General features: G+C 65.4%; 12 protein-coding genes. 2 read left to right on the top strand and 10 right to left on the bottom strand.

The window, feature by feature from the left end:
* Nucleotide 1: 1 nt before the first annotated feature.
* The 9 genes from KOR34_RS00865 to KOR34_RS00825 all read right to left on the bottom strand — a co-directional run bounded on the left by KOR34_RS00865 (nt 2) and on the right by KOR34_RS00825 (nt 12,608).
* Nucleotides 2-1,558 carry a Y-family DNA polymerase gene (locus KOR34_RS00865; protein ID WP_146561337.1) on the bottom strand — a complete coding sequence of 519 codons (1,557 nt, stop codon included), beginning with the start codon at nt 1,556-1,558 and terminating at the stop codon, nt 2-4.
* A 6-nt stretch (nt 1,559-1,564) separates the two neighbouring features.
* A complete protein-coding gene (locus tag KOR34_RS00860) occupies nt 1,565-2,245 on the bottom strand; it encodes a hypothetical protein (RefSeq protein ID WP_146561335.1) in 681 nt (226 codons plus the stop codon).
* A 243-nt stretch (nt 2,246-2,488) separates the two neighbouring features.
* Entirely contained in the window at nt 2,489-5,668 is a 3,180-nt protein-coding gene (locus KOR34_RS00855; protein ID WP_228714451.1) for an alpha-L-rhamnosidase, read from the bottom strand.
* Between the two features lie 209 nt (nt 5,669-5,877).
* Nucleotides 5,878-7,821, bottom strand: coding sequence for a dockerin type I repeat-containing protein (locus tag KOR34_RS00850; RefSeq protein WP_146561331.1), 1,944 nt, complete (start codon nt 7,819-7,821; stop codon nt 5,878-5,880).
* Nucleotides 7,822-7,889: 68 nt separating this feature from the next.
* A complete protein-coding gene (locus KOR34_RS00845) occupies nt 7,890-8,813 on the bottom strand; it encodes a discoidin domain-containing protein (protein WP_146561329.1) in 924 nt (307 codons plus the stop codon).
* 86 nt (nt 8,814-8,899) lie between these two features.
* Entirely contained in the window at nt 8,900-9,301 is a 402-nt protein-coding gene (locus KOR34_RS00840) for a hypothetical protein (RefSeq protein WP_146561328.1), read from the bottom strand.
* The gene (locus tag KOR34_RS00835) at nt 9,298-10,296 is read right to left on the bottom strand and encodes a DUF1559 domain-containing protein (RefSeq protein ID WP_146561326.1); all 999 of its coding nucleotides are present in this window, start codon (nt 10,294-10,296) and stop codon (nt 9,298-9,300) included. The genes KOR34_RS00840 and KOR34_RS00835 overlap by 4 nt, the downstream gene beginning before the upstream one ends.
* Nucleotides 10,297-10,569: 273 nt before the next feature.
* Nucleotides 10,570-12,066: a FecR domain-containing protein gene (locus KOR34_RS00830; protein ID WP_146561324.1), complete on the bottom strand. Its 1,497-nt coding sequence runs from the start codon at nt 12,064-12,066 to the stop codon at nt 10,570-10,572.
* Nucleotides 12,066-12,608 (bottom strand): sigma-70 family RNA polymerase sigma factor, encoded by a 543-nt coding sequence (locus KOR34_RS00825; protein ID WP_146561322.1) that lies wholly within the window; start codon nt 12,606-12,608, stop codon nt 12,066-12,068. Before KOR34_RS00825 ends, KOR34_RS00830 begins: the two co-directional genes overlap by 1 nt.
* A gap of 454 nt (nt 12,609-13,062) precedes the next feature.
* Here KOR34_RS00825 and KOR34_RS00820 point away from each other — a divergent pair, with 454 nt between their 5' ends.
* A complete protein-coding gene (locus KOR34_RS00820) occupies nt 13,063-13,809 on the top strand; it encodes a PEP-CTERM sorting domain-containing protein (RefSeq protein WP_197531020.1) in 747 nt (248 codons plus the stop codon).
* 93 nt (nt 13,810-13,902) lie between these two features.
* The gene (locus KOR34_RS00815; protein WP_146561318.1) at nt 13,903-15,558 is read left to right on the top strand and encodes a hypothetical protein; all 1,656 of its coding nucleotides are present in this window, start codon (nt 13,903-13,905) and stop codon (nt 15,556-15,558) included.
* A 63-nt stretch (nt 15,559-15,621) separates the two neighbouring features.
* Here the strand turns inward: KOR34_RS00815 and KOR34_RS00810 are convergent, their stop codons facing one another.
* Entirely contained in the window at nt 15,622-17,427 is a 1,806-nt protein-coding gene (locus KOR34_RS00810) for a LamG domain-containing protein (RefSeq protein ID WP_146561316.1), read from the bottom strand.
* Between the last annotated feature and the right edge of the window lie 11 nt (nt 17,428-17,438).

Below are 17,438 nucleotides of genomic sequence, written 5' to 3'. Positions count from 1 at the left end.
GTCAGTCCAGACCTCCCACCAGGCGCCACCGGTCGCGCCGCAGGTCGTGCAGCAGCCACAGCCGCCGGCCGTCAGGAAGCGCAACCCAGTAGGCGTCGCGCGCAAGCGGCTCGCCCCGCCACCAACCGGTCTCAACCCGCTCGGGCCCCCACACCGTCGCGACCGGCTGCTGCTCCGCCAGCCAGATCGCCCGCGGCTCGCCGTCCCGATCAACCTCCACCCGCAGCGCCCGCCCGCCCTGCTTTAGCAGCAGCGGCGTCCGCCGCGCCTGCGAGGCGGCGTCGGGGCTCAGCCGAAAATCCACCCGCGGCAGATCGATCGCCGACAACCGCCGGTAGGCCCGCAGCGGGTCGTGGCTGCGGCGCCGCCCCACCCTGCAAACACGCGTCTGCCCAACCCGCGCCGCCAGGCGGTTGACCAGCAGGTCGCGTTCAAAGCCGGCGGCTGTTTGATCGTCCTCAAACAGCCGCCGCTGACGGTTCTGCAGCGGCTCGCTCTCGGCCACCCGGGCCCGCACCTCGGCAACCGCATGCTCGAACCGCAAACCTTCGGAACGCAGCGCAAACAACTCCAGCAGTTCCCGCCGCGAGCAGGTCGGACGCGACACCCGCAGCTCGACGCCGACCGACTGCTCCGCCCCCCGCGGCGCGTCGAGCAGGTAAGTCACTACGATGTGCTTCGCTCCCAGACGCGACGCGACGAGCTCCCCCTCTAGCCTGGTGAACAAGAGAGTCGCCACCGAGCTGATCGCCTCGGCGTTGCTCACCGACGACTCGAAACGCCACTCGGCCTGCAGCTCCACCACCGGTCGCACCGGCGTGAGCGGCTCGGCCGTTTGGCCCAGCAGCTGAGCCAACCGCCGGTTGACCGCCGGCCCGAACCGCGACGGCAAGCTGGCCCGCGGCAGGGCGAGCAGCTGCCCCACCGATGTCAGGTTGAATCCGCGGAGCTTGAATACCGTTTCTTCGTCTAGACGCAGCGCCGTGATTGGCAGCCGTTGGGCGACCTCATCGGATTCCGCGTCGTCCACTACGGGGCGGCGGCCGCCACCGAACCGGGCGGCCCCCAGCGCCAGCCCCACGGTCGCGGCGATAGCGATTCCGTTCTCCAGGCCCTGCTGCCGCAACCACTCGCCTACCGAATCGGCGAGCCGCTTCTCTCCCGCCGGCGCCGATCCACTCCACAGCGGCCACATGCCGGTGACATCCAGCAGCAGCGCAGCAGGCGATTCGTTATCCTCAAGAGCGACAACCGGGCTGAACCGCTCCGCTGCGGCGGCGATCTGCTCGAGCCGGAGGCGGTCCTCGCCCGGGTCGCTGGGCGAGATCATCAGCTTGCCCGGGCCGACCGCGGCCTGCGCCTCGGCGGTGCGCATGCCGGGCGTTACTCCCAGCCGCCGTGCTTCGGCGCAGCAGGCCGTGACGCGCTCGACGCGATTCAAAACAGCCGACACCGCCACCGCCTGGCGTGGGGCGCCGTCCGACCTCTGCCCCAACATCAACCGCTGCACCGGCCAGTCGGGCAGCCAGGCCGCGAGGATTCTTTGACCAGAAGCCATGCCTGCTCAGCGGATAGTCCCCGCCCTCCAATCGATGGTCAGCTCTCGATCGCCCTCCAGACGCCCGTGACGGCTGCGTGTCTGCGTCGCGCGCACCATGATTGCTTTGCTGGACGAGCCACAGCCAGGCAGCGCACGGAAATGAAACTGGTAGTCCGCGCAGCAGGCATCTGGCAGTCGCCGTGGCGAACGCACCAGCGTGGCGAACGCGTACCCCGCTTCGGCCGCCAGCAACAACCGGCGGAAGGGCTGCAAGCCGATCCGCCCCAAGGGCGCCCACACCGCGCCGACCGCCGGCGAGCGCAGCGACTGTTCGACAACCGCCAACGCCTGATTCGGCGTCGCCGGCGAGACCACCAGCAACCGGCGCGCATCGATGCCCCAGGCAATGGCCGCGGGCGGGTAGAACTCGCCCGTCGCGTCGACCACGACCAGCTCTCCTCGCGACTGGCAGGCAAGCCGGCACAGCCATAACGCAATCAGCCCAGCGCCGGCGCCCGACTCCCCCAGGCAGTCCAGCAACACGCCGGGCCGGACCAACCGTTGCAGGGGCGGCGGCTCCACACTGCCCTGCACGCCTTCCGCCCTAGCCGGCGACTCCCCGCAACTGGAGAGCAGCGGGTGCAGCTGCTTTAGCCCAGCCACGCGGGCCGCGGCGTCAATCTGGGGTGGATCGGAGGGCGTCATGCCCAGACAATACACGTGAACATGCGTTCACGCAACACCGGCAAACGCAATCCGCTCACAGGCGGAGATCGCAAAGCTGTCGCCAGCAAAAACCGCGCACGTAGCTCGGAAAACGAGAACAAAAACTTGGCCAGGGCCGGCGCCCTACTTCAATCGGCTTCCCTGACCCCCAAGCGTCGACAGAACCCACTGCGTCTTACTACGCAGTGGAAAGAAAGCAGGCTGTCAGCCTCCGACGGCGGACTACGCCTCGCGGCCGGGCATCTCAAGCAGATAGTCACCTGACGGCAGAAGCAACTCGGCGGTTCTGACCTCGGTCTGAGCGTCGTCGCCGCTGTTGGGGAATCGGTCAACAGCATCGGCAGCTTCGAAGTCGGTCATATCGGAGTTCTGGCCGTTGACCCGAAGCTGGTCGACCGTCACGCCCCGTAAGCGTACCGTGGCGCGGGTGTTCGCTGGGATCGTGACCTGCAGGCGGCGGGCGCCGTCGGCTCGGGACCACTCGCTCTTTATCGGCCCGTGCAGGCTGTCGTAGGTGACGCGGCAGAAGTCGAGATGCGGGTCGAAGGTAGGTTCGATGATCACCGTTTCGAAGCCGGGTCGGCCGGCGCGAATGCCGCCGAGGTTCTCCGCCATCCATCCGTACACCGCGCCGAACGAGTAGTGGGCGAATGAGTTCATGCCGGGGTCCTGGAACCCGCCGTCGGGGGTCCACCCGTCCCAGCGTTCCCAGATGCTGGTTGCGCCGTGACCGATCGAGAATAGCCAGCCGGGGTACTCCTGCTGGTGCAGCAGCCGCAAGGCGACGTCGTGCCGGCCGATCTGAGACAGCACCATCATCAGGTCCTTGGTGCCGACGAAGCCGGTTGACAGCTTCCAGCCGCGAGAACGGATGTCGTCGATCAGGTGGCGCGAAGCATGCTCGTAGGCCTGGCCGTCCAGCAGGCCGTAGCCGAGGGCGAGCACGTAGCAGCATTGGGTGTCGCCGTGGATGCGACCGTCGGCAGAAACGTACTCGTCATTGAACGCCTGCTTGATCTGCTGGAACAGTTCGCGGTACTTGCTGGCGTCGCCGGTCCGGCCGAGGGCCTCGGCGGCCTTGCTGACGATGTCGGCGCTGCGGGCGTAGTAGGCGGTGTAGATGATCTCGTTGGGCGTGTTCGCATTAACGCTGAGCCAGTCGCCGAAGCAGTGGAACCGCTCAGGCGGCAGCACGCCGTCCCGAGAGCGGTTGCGGCAGAACTCGACGTAGCGGACCATTGCGGGGTACTGCTGCTCGAGCAGCTTGCGGTCGTTGTAGACGGAGTAGATCTCCCACGGGCAGATGACGCCGGCCTCGCTCCAGGCGGGGCCGCCGTCGCTCTGGCCGGCCACGACCGGGGCGACCTTAGGGAACTGGCCGTTGGGCTCCTGGGCGTCGACCAGGTCGACCAACCACTTGCGGAAGAAGGCCTGCACGTTGGTCGTCAGGCAGGCGGTGTGCACGTAGACCTGCGCGTCGCCGGTCCAGCCGAGCCGCTCGTCGCGCTGCGGGCAGTCGGTGGGAACGTCGATGAAGTTGGCGAGCTGCGTCCATAGAACGTTCTTGTACAAACGGTTGAGCGCCGGGTCGGAGCACTCGAAGGAGCTGACCAGCGGGGTGTTGCTGCTGAGGGCGATCCCGGTCACGGCGTCCTGGGTCGGCTCGTCCAGCCCTGTCAACTCGACGTACTGGAAGCCGTGGAAGGTCTGCGTGGGGGTCCAGGTCTCTTCGCCGTCGCCGCTGCAGGTGTAGATGTCGGTAGCCCGCGCCATGCGGAGGTTGTCGGTGTAAACCGTTCCGTCCGGGTTCAGGCGTTCGGCGAAGCGGAGCCGGACGCGTTGCCCGGCGCGGCCGCGGACCTTGAGCTGCACGACGCCGGCGAAGTTCTGGCCGAGGTCGTAGACATAGACGCCCGGTGCGGGCTCGCTGATCGACTTGGCTGGGAACCGGTCAACCTCGATCACCGCGGGTCCGGGGTGCCACTGGATGAGCGGCTGAACCTCGGCGCCGACATCGACCGGTTTCCAACCAGGGGCCGAGAAGCCCGGGGCGTCCCACCCGGGCATTTCTTGGGTGGCGTCGTACTCCTCACCGATGAGCGGGTCGGCGACGCGTTTGGGGCCCGCGGTCGAGGCCCGCCAGCTGTCGTCGGTGGCGAAGGTCTGCGTCTGGCCGTCTTGGAACTCTACGCGTAGCATCGCGCGAACGCGTGGCTTCTCACCGTAGTGGCCACGCTGCATGCCCCACGCGACGTGGCCCGAGTACCACCCGTCCGCCAGCACGAGGCCCCAGGCGTTGTCGCCCTGCCGGACCAGATTGGTGGCGTCGTACGAACGGTAGTAGACCCGCTGCCGGTAGTCGGTCCAGCCAGAGCTGAAGAAGTCGGACTTCACCGGCGATCCGTTAATAGAGAAGTCGGCCCATCCTAATGAAGAGAAGTAGGCCGTCGCGCGTCGCACGGGCTTGTCGAGCACAAACTCGTCGCGGAGATAAACCGGCGGCGAGGTAAGGTCCCGGCGGTAGGCGGGCCGGCCCCAAGGCTTGCAGCCGAACGGTCCCACAACCGTTACCTGGTGCTGCGGCTGATCGGCGGCGGCGGAGCTCGTCCAGCGGTCGTCGGTGGTCAGCACATAGACCTGCCCGTCATGGCCTTCGGCCGTGACCTTCAGGCAGATTCCCGTTGGGCCGGGCTGGCCGTTCCTGCAGACAACACGGAACTCGTTCTTGCCCGGCCGGAGGTAGCCGAGCACCTCTTCCACCTTCGGCGTTCCGATGCTGACGCCGCTAACCGCGGTGGTCCCATTGATCTCAACGCGGGCGTGGTCGTCGCACATTATGGCAAGCGTCGCCGTGCGGAGATCGATGTCGGCGGGCAGCTGCCAGGCGCAGCGGTAGTCGCGGGTCTGGGCCGGTGGGACATCGGGGTCGGCCGCGTGGCGCACCCAGCGGGCTCCGTCCAGGTCGATCGCGGGCGGGTCGGCGAGCGGCTGGCGGTCCTTGTCGTACCCAATCCATTCGCCTTGCCAGTCCTCCTGATTCAACAGGCCGACCGTCCACTCCGACGCATCGCTCCACTCGCCGGGCTGGCCCGTGGCGTCCCAAGCCATGACTTTCCAGTGGCACTGCTGATGAGATTGCAGAGGTTTGCCTTTGTACTGGATAGCGTAAGTCTCGGCCGAGCTTACTTTGCCGGAGTCCCATAGATCGCCGTCATCGGCGGCCAACTTCTCTTCGCGGGTCGCAACCAGGATGCGGTAGGCGGATTGCGACTGGTTGGGCTGCGGCGACTCGACAATCCAACTCAGCTGCGGCGCCGCACGGTCCACGCCGGACGGCGTCTCCAAGCTCTCGCAGCGGAGACGGCTGGCGGTGAGCTCCGCGACGGCACTACCGGGGAACACCGCGACGACGACGGCAATCGCAAGGATACGCAGGCGAGCAGCGAGGGCCGCCGGGCGCGGCGACCGAGATACATTGAGCATAGTCCGTGCCTGAGTTGTAGGGGGTTCTACCGTAGCCATCCGTCGATCCGCAACACCGCTCTAAACGACGCGTGGCTGTCCGGCGGCGCCGGACAGCCACGCAAGCTTGCTGCCCTCTTGAAGCCGCTCTAACACGACGCCCGACGCCGACGGGAGGCGCCCGCAACGCAGCAGCCGATCAGCAACGCAGCGGCGCCCGGCTCAGGAGCAGGCGAAGCGGCGGGCGAGAGCCCGCCGCCGATGGAGCTGCCGTAGTTTGACCGCCACACATTGTAGTCGGCCTGATTGACGGCGCCATCACCGTTGCCGTCGGCGCCGCTGCCCGGCGCCACGTCCTGGCCTAGGCTGTCTCGCCAAACGGTGTAGTCGGCCGCGTTCACGACTCCATCGCCGTTGTAGTCGCCCGTCAGCAGGTCGCTCACGGCGCGGTAGTCGACGGCGCCGAAGCGGGTGAACTCCTCGTCCTCGGGGAACAAGTACTGCAGCACCAAGTCCTGAACGCCCGCCGTGTCGAACAGCGTGCCTAGGTTGTAGGTGGCGCCGGCCGCCAGCAGAGTCGCGCCCTCGGCCTGCAGCTCCACGAGGCTGTTGCCGGTCGGGTTGGCCTCGGTCCAAGCCCCGCCGCCGATGTTCTGGTCGTCGAGACTGCTCCAGTCGGCGTTCCCTGGGTTCAGCGACCCCGACTCCGAGCCTACCCAGTAGCCGTCGATGCTGACGGCGAACGGCGAGTCGTTCACCAGCTGGGCGCGGCCATCGGCGGGGTCGACTACCAGGACGAGGTTGTTGTGGAACTTCTGCCCCTCGTAGATCACGCTCGCCTGCACGACGTCGCCGTCGGGGGTGTAGTACTCAAAGGCGACATCTTCAAGCTCCGTGCCAAACTCGATTGGCGTGGGGTACTGAAACACCTGCCCCAGCTCAATGCCAGGTCCAGCCGCGACGCCGGTCGACCCGGTCGGTTTCAGCTCGCTCAGGCGCGAGCCCGATCCGTCGGTTGGCGACTCCCGCCAGTCGCTGACGCCCTGGTTGTCAAGGCTGTTCCACAGCGCAGAGTTGAACGCTCCAAGCTCGGAACTGATCGAGTAGCCATCGAAGTCGACTCCGGTGGGGCCGTTCTGAATCGCCACAGAGCCCGTGTCGCGGTTGACCTTGAGCACGAGCTGCTGCTCCAGCGACACCCGGCCGTACACGCCGTGGGTGCTGGCGCCGTTGGCCTCCGCTTCAAACACGAACGTCTGTCCCAGCGGCAGCGCCGGGGCACCCGTCACCTCGATCGATTCAAATCGGCCGTTCACGCCGGGCGCGTCGAACAGCGTCCAGCTATCGCCAACCGACGGCGTAACCCCGTCGAACTCGAGCAGCAGTGTCCCGGCCACGCCTACCGCGTTGATCGACTTGACCGCCGAGTGCGTGCCGCCGGTGATCCCGGCCGCCAGCGTGCCGCCGCCCGCCATGGTGAACGAGAGGGTGCGGTAGTCGACATTGGGGCCCACGACCCGCAGCGTGTTGCCGGCGCCGACGGTGGTGCCGAACTCGCCGGCGTCGTTCCCGCCGCTGACCGTCAGCATGACGGACGTCACACCGGCCCCCGCGCCGCCAAACGTCGCGACGCTGCCGCCCTCGCCGCCCATCGTCAGGTAGCCGCCTTCTAGGCTTGCGCCCGGCGCCACGTCCAAATAGCCGACGCCCCCAAGGCCCACATTCACGCCGCCGAGGGCGGAATTGCCGTCGATGAATCCGATGCTGAGGCTGCCGCCGTTCTCAATGCGGAGCGTGCCGCTCTCGCCCGCCAGCTCTCCCAGGTAGACCGCGGCGGGCTGGGTGTTGAGGTTGGAGTTGATCCGCGCGACAGGGGTTTGGGCGTTGTCGTTTGTGGTGATGACCGCGGCCTCGTCAAAACCGACGTCGGGCACGAACCCGACGCTCCAGGCGTTCTCGTTGGCATCGTTGTAGACGCCGTCGGCCGGCAGCCAGTAGCTCGGCGTGCCCGGCCCTTGGCCGCGTGATTCGGCGGCGGGCAGGGCGAACGCCGCCAACGCCAGCTGGAGCAGCAGTAGTTTAGGAGTGCGCATCTTCGTTCTCGGAAATGAGTTCTGTGGCTTCGGAGGAGGAGGTTGTCGCTTCCAGACGCAGCGCGCCACTACCTGCAGCGACGGCGGCCCAATACTGCGATCGAGATACAGGCGAGCGCCAGGGCCGTGGGCTCCGGGGCGCTCAGGGCGGCGAACTCCGCCAGCACCGCTGGTGACGCCACACTCTTCCAGAGCCGGAAGTCCTTCTCATCCACGAAGTTGTCAGCCACCACATCCCCATCGGCGCCGATGGCCGAGGGCGTCGTGAAGAAGTTGTCGCTGATCACGAAGAAGTCATCGAGGTCGACGTCGGCGTCGCCGTCGGCGTCGCCGGGAACAAACAGCAGTGAGCCGAACACGTCGAGTTCGGTGTAGCCGGTGTAGCCGTTCTCGACATCGGCAAAGTCCAGCCGCAGGTGCGTCACGCCGCTAGCCAGCGACGGGAGCGTGTCCTCGATGAACTCGACGCGGTGCGAAACAGGGGTCGCCACTACACCTTGCTCCTCGCCCAGACCGTTGTCGTAGCTGGTGAGCAGTGAGAAGTTCTGGGCGCCGTCGGTCGACACGTACAGGTCGTAGCCTTGCGCGTCGCGGCCGCCGTCGTTCCAGCCGCCGTAGACGACGATCGAGTCGATGTCGTAGATGCCACCGAGGGCGTAGGTGACCGATTCGGCCGGGCCGCCGGTCGCGTAGGCCGCGTGCGCGCTGCTGGCATTGCCGGAGCCGTACGCGGTTTCAACCGTGCCATTGGTCAGCGCCGGCGCCCCCAGCGAGTTCTCGTGGGTGAGCGTACCCGTGCTTGACGAAGGCAGCAGACCCTCGAGCAGGTCTGTGGACGACGGGCCACCTGCGGTGAAGGTGGGCGTGTAGGGGTCCCCAGCTGTCCCCACGGGGGCGACATCCGTCTCCAGGGTCGCTACGACCACGGCACGGCAGACGCCGTGGAATGCGAGCGCGGCGGCGAGCGTTAGCAATGCGATTGATCGACACATGGTGTACTTGCTCCGGTAAGACGAGGGGGAGTTGATGTTGCTTGAATCGTAAAGCAGGCCCAATTGGCCCGCGGGCGGGCTGCGGACTAGACAGAAGTGAGGTCAAAGTTGTGGACCGACGCGCCGGGTTGAACGTCGATTTCGAGTTCGCTGTTGCTGTTGAACCGGGCCGGCAGGCTTTCTTCCATAATTGGGCGAGGTGCGCGATTGGGGTCGTTGCTGGGGGCCTGGCCGATCACCCGCGGGACCCTGATGACGACCTTGGCCGGCCCCCGAGGCGCTCGCAGCTCGTACCGGCCGGCTTGGATCTCCACGCCCGCGCGTCGCGAGTCGTCTTGCAAGGGGATAATCGAGATGGCGCCCCGCTCGGCGGGCTGCCCATCAACGGTGACGACCCCCGACACCACCGACAAAGCGTCATCGGGCCGGCACCCAACTGCGAATGTTCCTGCCAATAGCGAGATCACTAGTGCGGTATGCGTCGTCATTCGGCCACTACCTCCCCGCCGTCCATGGTGCCCAACGCAGCCCAGTAGTAGCGGTCGACCCCATCGGTGAAGAAGTCGACCGAGCCGTCGCACAGCGCGGCGTTGACGCCGCCCGTGTGGCGGCTGCGAGCTGCGCAACGCTGGTTCCGCTTCGCCACAGGGGCCACGGGCATCAGCGGGTCGAACGTGTCGACGTACCACGGCTTACCGCTGGGCCCCGCCGAATCGACAAGGTCGGGCTCGGGGCTGTTGGGTGTCATCATCGTGTGGAAGCGGAGTAGCCCCTCGTCGTTGAGGATGTCTCCGCGCCAGTCGAGGTCCTCGGAGGTCTGGGCCATCAGCAACTCCGCCATCAGGAGGGTGTGACTTGTGCCGTCCACGATCTTGCTGAACGACGTTCGAACCGGCGATAGCGGGTCGCCGTTGTCGTGCCGGAAGGGCGCTTCACCCTCGCCAAACTCGAGCTGCAGGTTTTTCAGTTCCGCCCTGTCGAACCGGTCGCCGTAGGGCACGTTCCCCCAGTTCACGACGTAGTTGCCCCGTCGCCGCTGGTAGTACCCAGACAGGATGTCCTGACCCGAGTCACTGGGGCAGCGGTACATCGGCACCGCCTGACCAGACAGGCCGTCCAGGGAGTTCGGCACCGAGAACGGCGGGGTGTCGAGATCGGTGTCTGGACCGACCTCCGCCGCCAGGTTGACCTCCTCAATAAAGGGCCAGAGATGCAGCACCCATGTTTGCCGCGGGAAGTCGACATTAAGCTTGCCCTGCGCCCCGATCGGCAGTTGCCGCTTCGTGTCGTGGTGAAGGTGCATCGCCAACCCCCACTGCTTGAGGTGGTTGACACATTGCATGCGGCGAGCCGACTCTCGGGCCGCCTGCACCGCGGGAAGCAGCAGTGCGATCAGCACGCCGATGATCGCAATAACCACCAGCAGTTCGACCAACGTGAATGCATGCGGGCGGCGTCGCCCGGCGAGCGGTAGGAGTTCCATGGACGCGTTCTAAGGGGCGACGGCCAAGACAAAGGCCAGGTGAGAACAAGGCGGGCGACGAGCAGCGTACGATCGGGGCGCCACATTGCGGGGCGCCCGTGCTACCAATTACATGGGGGGCGGCGGGAAAATCTCACAGAGAAAATCGGCTGTTCCTCAAAACGCCTCGCCACCAAGGCCGTTGGGCGTCAGGAGCCCCCGCTAACAGGTAAGCTGGTCGAACACACCCCCTCCACCGGAGCATGCGCGCGAAGAGCCACCCCGCAGCGACAGCTAGCGTTTCTCGCGTCCGAACGCTTGCCACTCGACGCGCAACCCCGTTGGGTTGAAATCGCTAGGTGTCTTAGGATTGGAGGGGGAATTGTAGACGTCAATCGAGATCACGTTGGTCCCCTCGACAAACCCGTCGAGGATCTCGATCGGGTGGAAGCTCTTGAAGTCGAACTCGTCCCAGGTAGTGACCCAGCGATTGAAGGGGACCGAGCGGCCGTTGATCCGCAGGTCGTTGATGGCGTCGTCCACAAGGAACTGCCCTACCACGTAGACCGTGTCCAAATCGTAGCCGTCGAGTTCGAAGGTAGCCTCAAAAGTGTGCACCGACTCCGGCGGCACCCCGGGGTACGACTCCTCCTCCACCGAGATCCACTGCGAAGCCTCAGGTTTGTTGTCCTTGTAGGACCCCGTGTCACCCGGCGTCACGACAGAGCCCCGCGGATAAGGGCCGTGCTGCTTGCTTCCAGAAACCAATCGCCAGTGGGGGTCGGTGTCGCCCGGCGCCAGGCCGACGCCCGTGTTCCACATAGGGATGGGCCGAAGCGGGCGGAAGTCCTCAATCTCGGCGCCGAAATCCTCGTTACGCGCGGCCATCAGGTTGATGCTCGACCGAAACGGATCAACACGGATCGCCTGCCCAGACTCGAGCAGCATCGAGGAGTGCCGCGGCCGCCGGTGCTTCATCGGTTCGGCCAGGATCTCGCCTTGCAAGACATGCGCTTCGACGACCCCCGACCGGTCGGTCGAGACCGCAAACCGGGTGCCGAGGTCGGTCACCCTGAGGTCCTGAGTCAGCACGACAAAGCCGGTCGCCCACTTGGCCGCCTGCGCCGTTATCGTGCCGTTCAGCAACCGCACCTCGTCGTCGGCGTTGAGCGTGACAACACAGGGCGCCTGCAGCACAATGTCGGCGCCGCACACCATGCTCAGGTGCGCCTGGCCGGTCGACAGTTCCAGGCGCCTCCCCTTCTTCAGGTTCGAGCCCACCGAGATGTCGTCCCCGTCCACCCAGGTTGCGTTCTCTAGGCCAACCACCCGCGCAGCGGGCGTAGAGGGGCGGAGCAGCTGGAACTGCGGCGACTGCGTTACCGAAGCGGTCTGCCGATCGGAGCCCTGGATTGCCCACGGCACGACGGCCGCGACGATCAAGGCGGCCGCCGCGACCCAGATGGCGCCTTTCGTCAGGCGGCTCTGGAGCAGCGGCCGACGCGGCGGCAGCTCCGAGAGCGCCAGATCAGCGGATCTGTCGGCGATCTCGTCGAGCCGTGCGACCGCCCTCACCCGGTCCATCGCGAGGTCGTATACGCGGCTCGACTCGACCAGCCTTTCAAGTTCCAGGTGCACGCTCGAGACCTGCATCAGCACCTCCACGCCGGCGCTCCCGTGCTTTTTCACGAACGCCTCAATGGCGTCCTTTTCCTCGCCAGTTGCGCGGCCGTCCCAGCTGCGAGAGAGCGCCTCGATAAGGGCTTCGACTTCCTTGGGGGGGATTGGCATCAGTAGGCCTCCTGTGCGAGTGTGCGCTTCACACAGTAGTACAAGCTCTTGCGAACCCGTGAAATCGCCTGGTAGATAGCGCCGACAGATCTTCCGTGCTGCTGGGCTATGCGCCCGTAGTCCCGCCCGGGCGAGTAGCACTGCTCAACCAGCTTGCGGTCTTTCGCGGGCAGCTTGCCGAGGCAAGTGGACAACGCGTCGGAGGTGTCGTCGCTTCGCCAGCTCTTTCCGGGATTGTACGTCGAGGCGATCGCCTCGAGCACCTCGTCGCTGAACGCAACGGCGTTCCGGCGACGGGAACGTATGAAGTCTCGCGCGGTGAGGTGCGCCACCTTGGTCGCCCAAGCCGCGAAGTTGGTGCCCAGCTCGAAATCATCGAACTTCCTCCACAGCACCAGCGCCACCTGCTGGTAGACGTCTTCGGCGTCGGAGTGGTGCTGGACCATTGAGTAAATAAACCCAAACAGATCGCGGTGACACTCGGCGAGCAGTTCGCCAAACACCCTCACCCGCTCGCTGTCGGCTTCGCCTGCCCACGCCATCTCGATTGATCTACCTTGAGTGCTTCAAGAGCCCCGCAGGGGTCGATTCCGCCTGCCATTCTGACCCATGGTGGCTGACGCGGGATTCTGACACAGAAAAAACCGCAAGTCGGAATATCTTAAAAAATCACTGGCGGCGGGCCCGCCGCCGCCTTCCATCCGAGTGCGGTCCTGGAAGGCCCGATTTTGGCTACTGGTCGAACCAACCGAGCGAGGCGCACCACACCGGATGGAGAGTTTCCCAGAATACTCCGCTTCAACGGGTCAGAAAACCAGCTGGGAGACCATGTAAGGTTCGGGGGAGTGCACCAATTGCACTGGCGGACGTTCCGCGCAACGGCGCCCCCGCGACTTGGCGTCAGCGATCACCCTACCTAGGCGGGGTGTGCCCGCCGTCGGGCCCGCGATGCCAAGCAAACGTGCGTCTCATCACTATTCACCTGGAGAAGTCCTCATGAGAATTCAATGGCTTAACTTTCGCATTGCCGCAGCATCCGCGATGATCGCCCTCGGCGCTGGCTTGCCCGCCCACGGCGCCGTTACGACGAGTGTCGTCAAAGACGTCGCGCCCGCCGGTGGGGCCACCCACGACCCGTACAGCCCTGTACTGTTCAACGCCTCCAGCAGCGACCTGGCCGAGGGATTGATTGCGGGGTACGACGGCGACTCGACCTTTGAAAGTTCGGCCGGCATTACGGCCTGGACCGACGGGGCACTGGCAACTGTTTATCCCCAGGGCGGCTCTGGTGGTGACGACATCGACCACGCGGCCTACGGATCAGTCACCAACGACACCAACGCTACCTTCGACTTGGGCGGGCTGCACGACCTCGATCAGGTCGACGTCTACGCCGGGTGGAACGACTCTGGCCGCGATCTGTTCTCGTTCGACCTGCTGGTCTCGGCCAACGGGAGCGACTACTCACTCCTCACCAGCTTCCTCAAGGGACAGGATGACACCGGCGCGATCACAACGCCGGTCACTAGTCAGATCAGCATCACCAACAACTCGGGCGCCCTGGCCAGCGCCGTACGCTACGTGCGGCTGAGCATCTACGACGCCGACAACAACGCCGCTGGACTTGCAGAAGTCGACGTCTTTGGATCTGCTGTGCCGGAACCGGCCGCCGCTCTTCTGCTCGCGCTATCCGGTGCCACGCTGAGCCGCGGCCGCCGCCGGCAAGCAGCCCCCCGGGCCTAGCGCCTGCGCAACCGCTACCTTGGCGCCGCCGCTGTACCTACGATGATGGAACAGCGGCGGCGTCACTTCTCGTTAGCAGCCTGAGTAAACTCTATGTTCTCTGACCGATGCTTCATCTCGTTCGCGCTAGCGTTGGCGACCGCCCTCCTCATTTCGAGCCCACGCTGCGAGGGTGTTGAAGGGGCCGGCCGAGCGCCCCGCATCGTGAATATCGTCAACTTTATCAGGCTCCTGGAGCCGCGAGACGAGTCGGTTACCGAGGAGGTGCTCTACCAAACAGTGGTGAAGCAGATCGAGTTGATGCAAAGGCACAACTTGCCGGGCACCTTCTTGCTGCAGTACGACGCCCTCACCGACGAGCGATACCAGCACCTCCTTAGCAAGCTGCCCACAGAGCAGTTTGAGATTGGCGGTTGGTGGGAATTGCCTCAACCGCTGGTGGAGAAGGCTGGTCTGAAGTGGCGTGGTCGATTCCCGTGGGACTGGCACGCCAACGTCGGCTTCGCCTCGGGGTACACACCTGCAGAACGCGAGAAGCTGGCAGACGTTTACATGAAAGACTTCTACGCCGTTTTTGGCCGCTACCCAAAGTCGGTCGCCTCGTGGTTTATCGACGCCCACACACTGGCGTACCTGCACGAGAAATACGGCATCGTCGCTAGCGCGAACTGCAAAGACCAGATCGGCACCGACGGCTACACGCTGTGGGGGGGCTACTGGAACCAGGCCTACTACCCAAGCAAGCTCAACGCATACATGCCCGCTCAGACCGCCGCCGGGCAGATCCCGGTCCCCGTCTTCCGGATGCTTGGCAGCGACCCGCTCCGGCAGTACGACACCGGCGTCGGTGGCGGCCTGCAGGGCGTGATCACCTTGGAGCCGATCTACAACGAAGGCGGCCGCGACCCCGCGTGGGTCGACTGGTTTCTCAACAACCTGGCCAACGGCGAGTGCTTGGCGTTCAACTACACTCAGGCGGGTCAGGAGAACTCGTTCACCTGGGATCGGATGGCGGCCGGCCTGGAGGACCAGTTCCCCAAGATCGCCGCGATGCGTGACCAGGGCGAGCTAACGGTTGAAACGCTAGCCGCATCCGGCGAGTGGTTCCGCAAGAGCTTCCCGGTCACCCCCGCCACAGCGATGACCTTCACCGCGCCGCTCGGCGACGACCACCGGCAGACGTTCTGGTACAACAGCCGCTTCTACCGGGTCAATTTCGTGTGGGATCGCGGCGTCTTGCGACTCCGCGACCTGCACCTGTTCGACGAATCGGTGGAGTCTGACATCCTCCGAGACAAGGTCGACAAGTCCGCGGTCGAATTCTTCACCCTCCCACTGGTGGACGGCAACTTCTGGGGCTCGCGCGGCCAGCAGGCTGGGCTCTACCCAACCGACGCCGAGGGAAACCCGCTTCGCTTCTCCACGCCGCAGGTTAGCCAGACCGAGACCGGCGCCTACCAGTTGACTAGCACCACTCAATCCGGCGACGGAGAGCTGATCGTCACGCTGGAAGAGAGCAGGCTATCCATCAAGCTGCGAGGGTTGCCCGCACAGTGGAAGGTCACCCTCATGACGGCGCAAGCGGCTTTGTTGCCGTTCGACCGAGTGACCGAGAATGCCCTCGAGTGCACTTTCCGGAACGCGCCCTACCGGGTGGAGACTCTCGAAGGCTCCTTCTCGCCGCACGGCTGCGGGTTCCTTCTCCAACCTGAAGACGGTCGAGTCGTTCTCAATCTAGGCGGGCAATAGATACCTGACGCGTCGCCCCAAAACGTCAAGACATCGCGTCCGCATCAACGTGCTAGCCCACCTCTACGCGGAGGAGGGCCGCCGCGTCGACAACGAGGGTAGCAAGGTGCGTTTACCCATAGGACGAGCGGGCGGCGTTTGCTCGCGCGGGCTCGACTTGGCTTGCTCGACCAACTCGTAGTGCCGATGAACATCTTCTGGAGAGAGCGCGTGCGGATAGAATGCTAGCTCATCAAGCTGCCCGAAGAACTGACGCTCGCGGCGGCTCTCGTCGATCTGCCCAACGAGCAGCTTCATGGCGGAATTGTGCATCGTGTCGTCTTTGCCGCTCGCCACCAACTCGCCGTTCCGGTACAGCCGCAGCGTGGTGGCGTCCTTGGTCGCGACCACGTGCTGCCACTTCCGCAGCGAGTAGTGGTCAGGTGAGTAGCAAGAGACGCCGTGGCCGACTTTGTCGCTGGGCGGGCTGCGGTGCAGGAACCGGATCTTGCCGGGCTGTTCGATAAAGGGCTGCGCAGTTCGCGGCCCACCAAGCTCGAGCATCATCCCGTGCCCCGGAACCGAGGCCCCTTCTGCATTCGGGACGATCAATGACGCGATCGTTCCGAGGTGGTAGTGGCTTGGTTTCACCCAGACCTCCAGGCTGTAGCCGTTGGTGGCGGAGAGGTTGATAGGGCGGGACGACAGCAGGTGCGCATTGAGCACGCCGGGGGTCATGCCCGATCCGAGATCGAGCGCCCGGTTGCCCGTGTTAACCGTGTACTTCAGCGTCCCCACTACTTCGGCAGGGTTGCCGGCGGCAGGTGAGCTGTCGTCAATCGCCTCTGCCGCGTTCTCTTCGAACCGCCAGTAGAGGGACGGGTTGAGGGCGGCCACGGATTCGACATACTCGTCGGGAATGACAAGTTGATCCGATCCCATCGAAGAACGCGACACGAACCCGGTCGGCTGAGAGTCGCCAAGCCGTGTGTGAATCTTTCCCTCGCTCTCTTGTCGCAGGCTAAGCAGCTGGCCCTCGGTAAGATCGAAGAACTGTGAGTCGGCGCCACCTAGGCCCCATGGCACGAGGACGGCGGCGGCGCCTTCGAAGACGTGGACCTCGACGTCGCGTCCATTAACGACGACGCCAACCGCGCCCTCTCGTCGCAACGTCACCTGGCAAAGCGGAGTTTCCAGAACGAACGGGGCGAGCTCGGGCATGGCGGTTGCGGTCAATCTGCCATGGCTGATGCTGCAGCCGCCGTCGGCGGTCAACACCACCCCGGCCGGCCCTTCGGCGTGCACGTCCGCGACGCCCGCTTGGCCCTCAAGTCGCAACTCCGCGACCCCCTCAAGCAGGTTCAGCGACTCGCCATACCGCAACTCCCCCGATAACGATATTCGTTGGTCGGGAACCCAACGGCAGGCTGCGGAAGACACCAGGCGACCAATCGGTCGTTGAGTCATGCCCGGTGAAACCGACGATTGCAAGCCGCCGCCGCCCTCGCTCAGCCGGGTTACGCCGTGGTTGCCCCGCTCAACCGACCGCCAATCGCTGATCAGCAGCCCCCCCGTAAACGATACGGCCGCTAGCAGCGTAGCAGCCAACGAGAGCATGAACGGCCAATGCCGCGACACTCGACGATCACTAGCACTCGCACCAAGATGGGGGCGAGGAACAGTCGGGCCCTCGGCGGATTCAGCCAGCCCCGAAGCCGACCGCCACTCTAAGCACTCCTCCTGCTCGATGACGTCCAGCACGCATCGCAGCGCCACCGGATCCGCGGCGAGCCTGCGATTAAATCGCTCGACCTCCTCGGGAGTGGCGTCGCCGCCGAGCATCCGCAGCGCGAGCTCAATGTCAGAAAGTCGATGCAGCGGCGAGTCCATAGTTACTGACT

This window comes from Posidoniimonas corsicana (genome assembly GCF_007859765.1).
GTDB lineage: Bacteria > Planctomycetota > Planctomycetia > Pirellulales > Lacipirellulaceae > Posidoniimonas > Posidoniimonas corsicana.
This window is presented reverse-complemented; position numbering and strand designations above follow the sequence as displayed.

What these genes read in the sequence shown, in the direction of transcription:
- KOR34_RS00865 (WP_146561337.1), bottom strand. Translation starts at nt 1,558, where the DNA reads ATGGCTTCTGGTCAAAGAATCCTCGCGGCCTGGCTGCCCGACTGGCCG.
- KOR34_RS00860 (WP_146561335.1), bottom strand. Translation starts at nt 2,245, where the DNA reads ATGACGCCCTCCGATCCACCCCAGATTGACGCCGCGGCCCGCGTGGCT.
- KOR34_RS00850 (WP_146561331.1), bottom strand. Translation starts at nt 7,821, where the DNA reads ATGCGCACTCCTAAACTACTGCTGCTCCAGCTGGCGTTGGCGGCGTTC.
- KOR34_RS00845 (WP_146561329.1), bottom strand. Translation starts at nt 8,813, where the DNA reads ATGTGTCGATCAATCGCATTGCTAACGCTCGCCGCCGCGCTCGCATTC.
- KOR34_RS00840 (WP_146561328.1), bottom strand. Translation starts at nt 9,301, where the DNA reads ATGACGACGCATACCGCACTAGTGATCTCGCTATTGGCAGGAACATTC.
- KOR34_RS00835 (WP_146561326.1), bottom strand. Translation starts at nt 10,296, where the DNA reads ATGGAACTCCTACCGCTCGCCGGGCGACGCCGCCCGCATGCATTCACG.
- KOR34_RS00830 (WP_146561324.1), bottom strand. Translation starts at nt 12,066, where the DNA reads ATGCCAATCCCCCCCAAGGAAGTCGAAGCCCTTATCGAGGCGCTCTCT.
- KOR34_RS00825 (WP_146561322.1), bottom strand. Translation starts at nt 12,608, where the DNA reads ATGGCGTGGGCAGGCGAAGCCGACAGCGAGCGGGTGAGGGTGTTTGGC.
- KOR34_RS00820 (WP_197531020.1), top strand. Translation starts at nt 13,063, where the DNA reads ATGAGAATTCAATGGCTTAACTTTCGCATTGCCGCAGCATCCGCGATG.
- KOR34_RS00815 (WP_146561318.1), top strand. Translation starts at nt 13,903, where the DNA reads ATGTTCTCTGACCGATGCTTCATCTCGTTCGCGCTAGCGTTGGCGACC.
- KOR34_RS00810 (WP_146561316.1), bottom strand. Translation starts at nt 17,427, where the DNA reads ATGGACTCGCCGCTGCATCGACTTTCTGACATTGAGCTCGCGCTGCGG.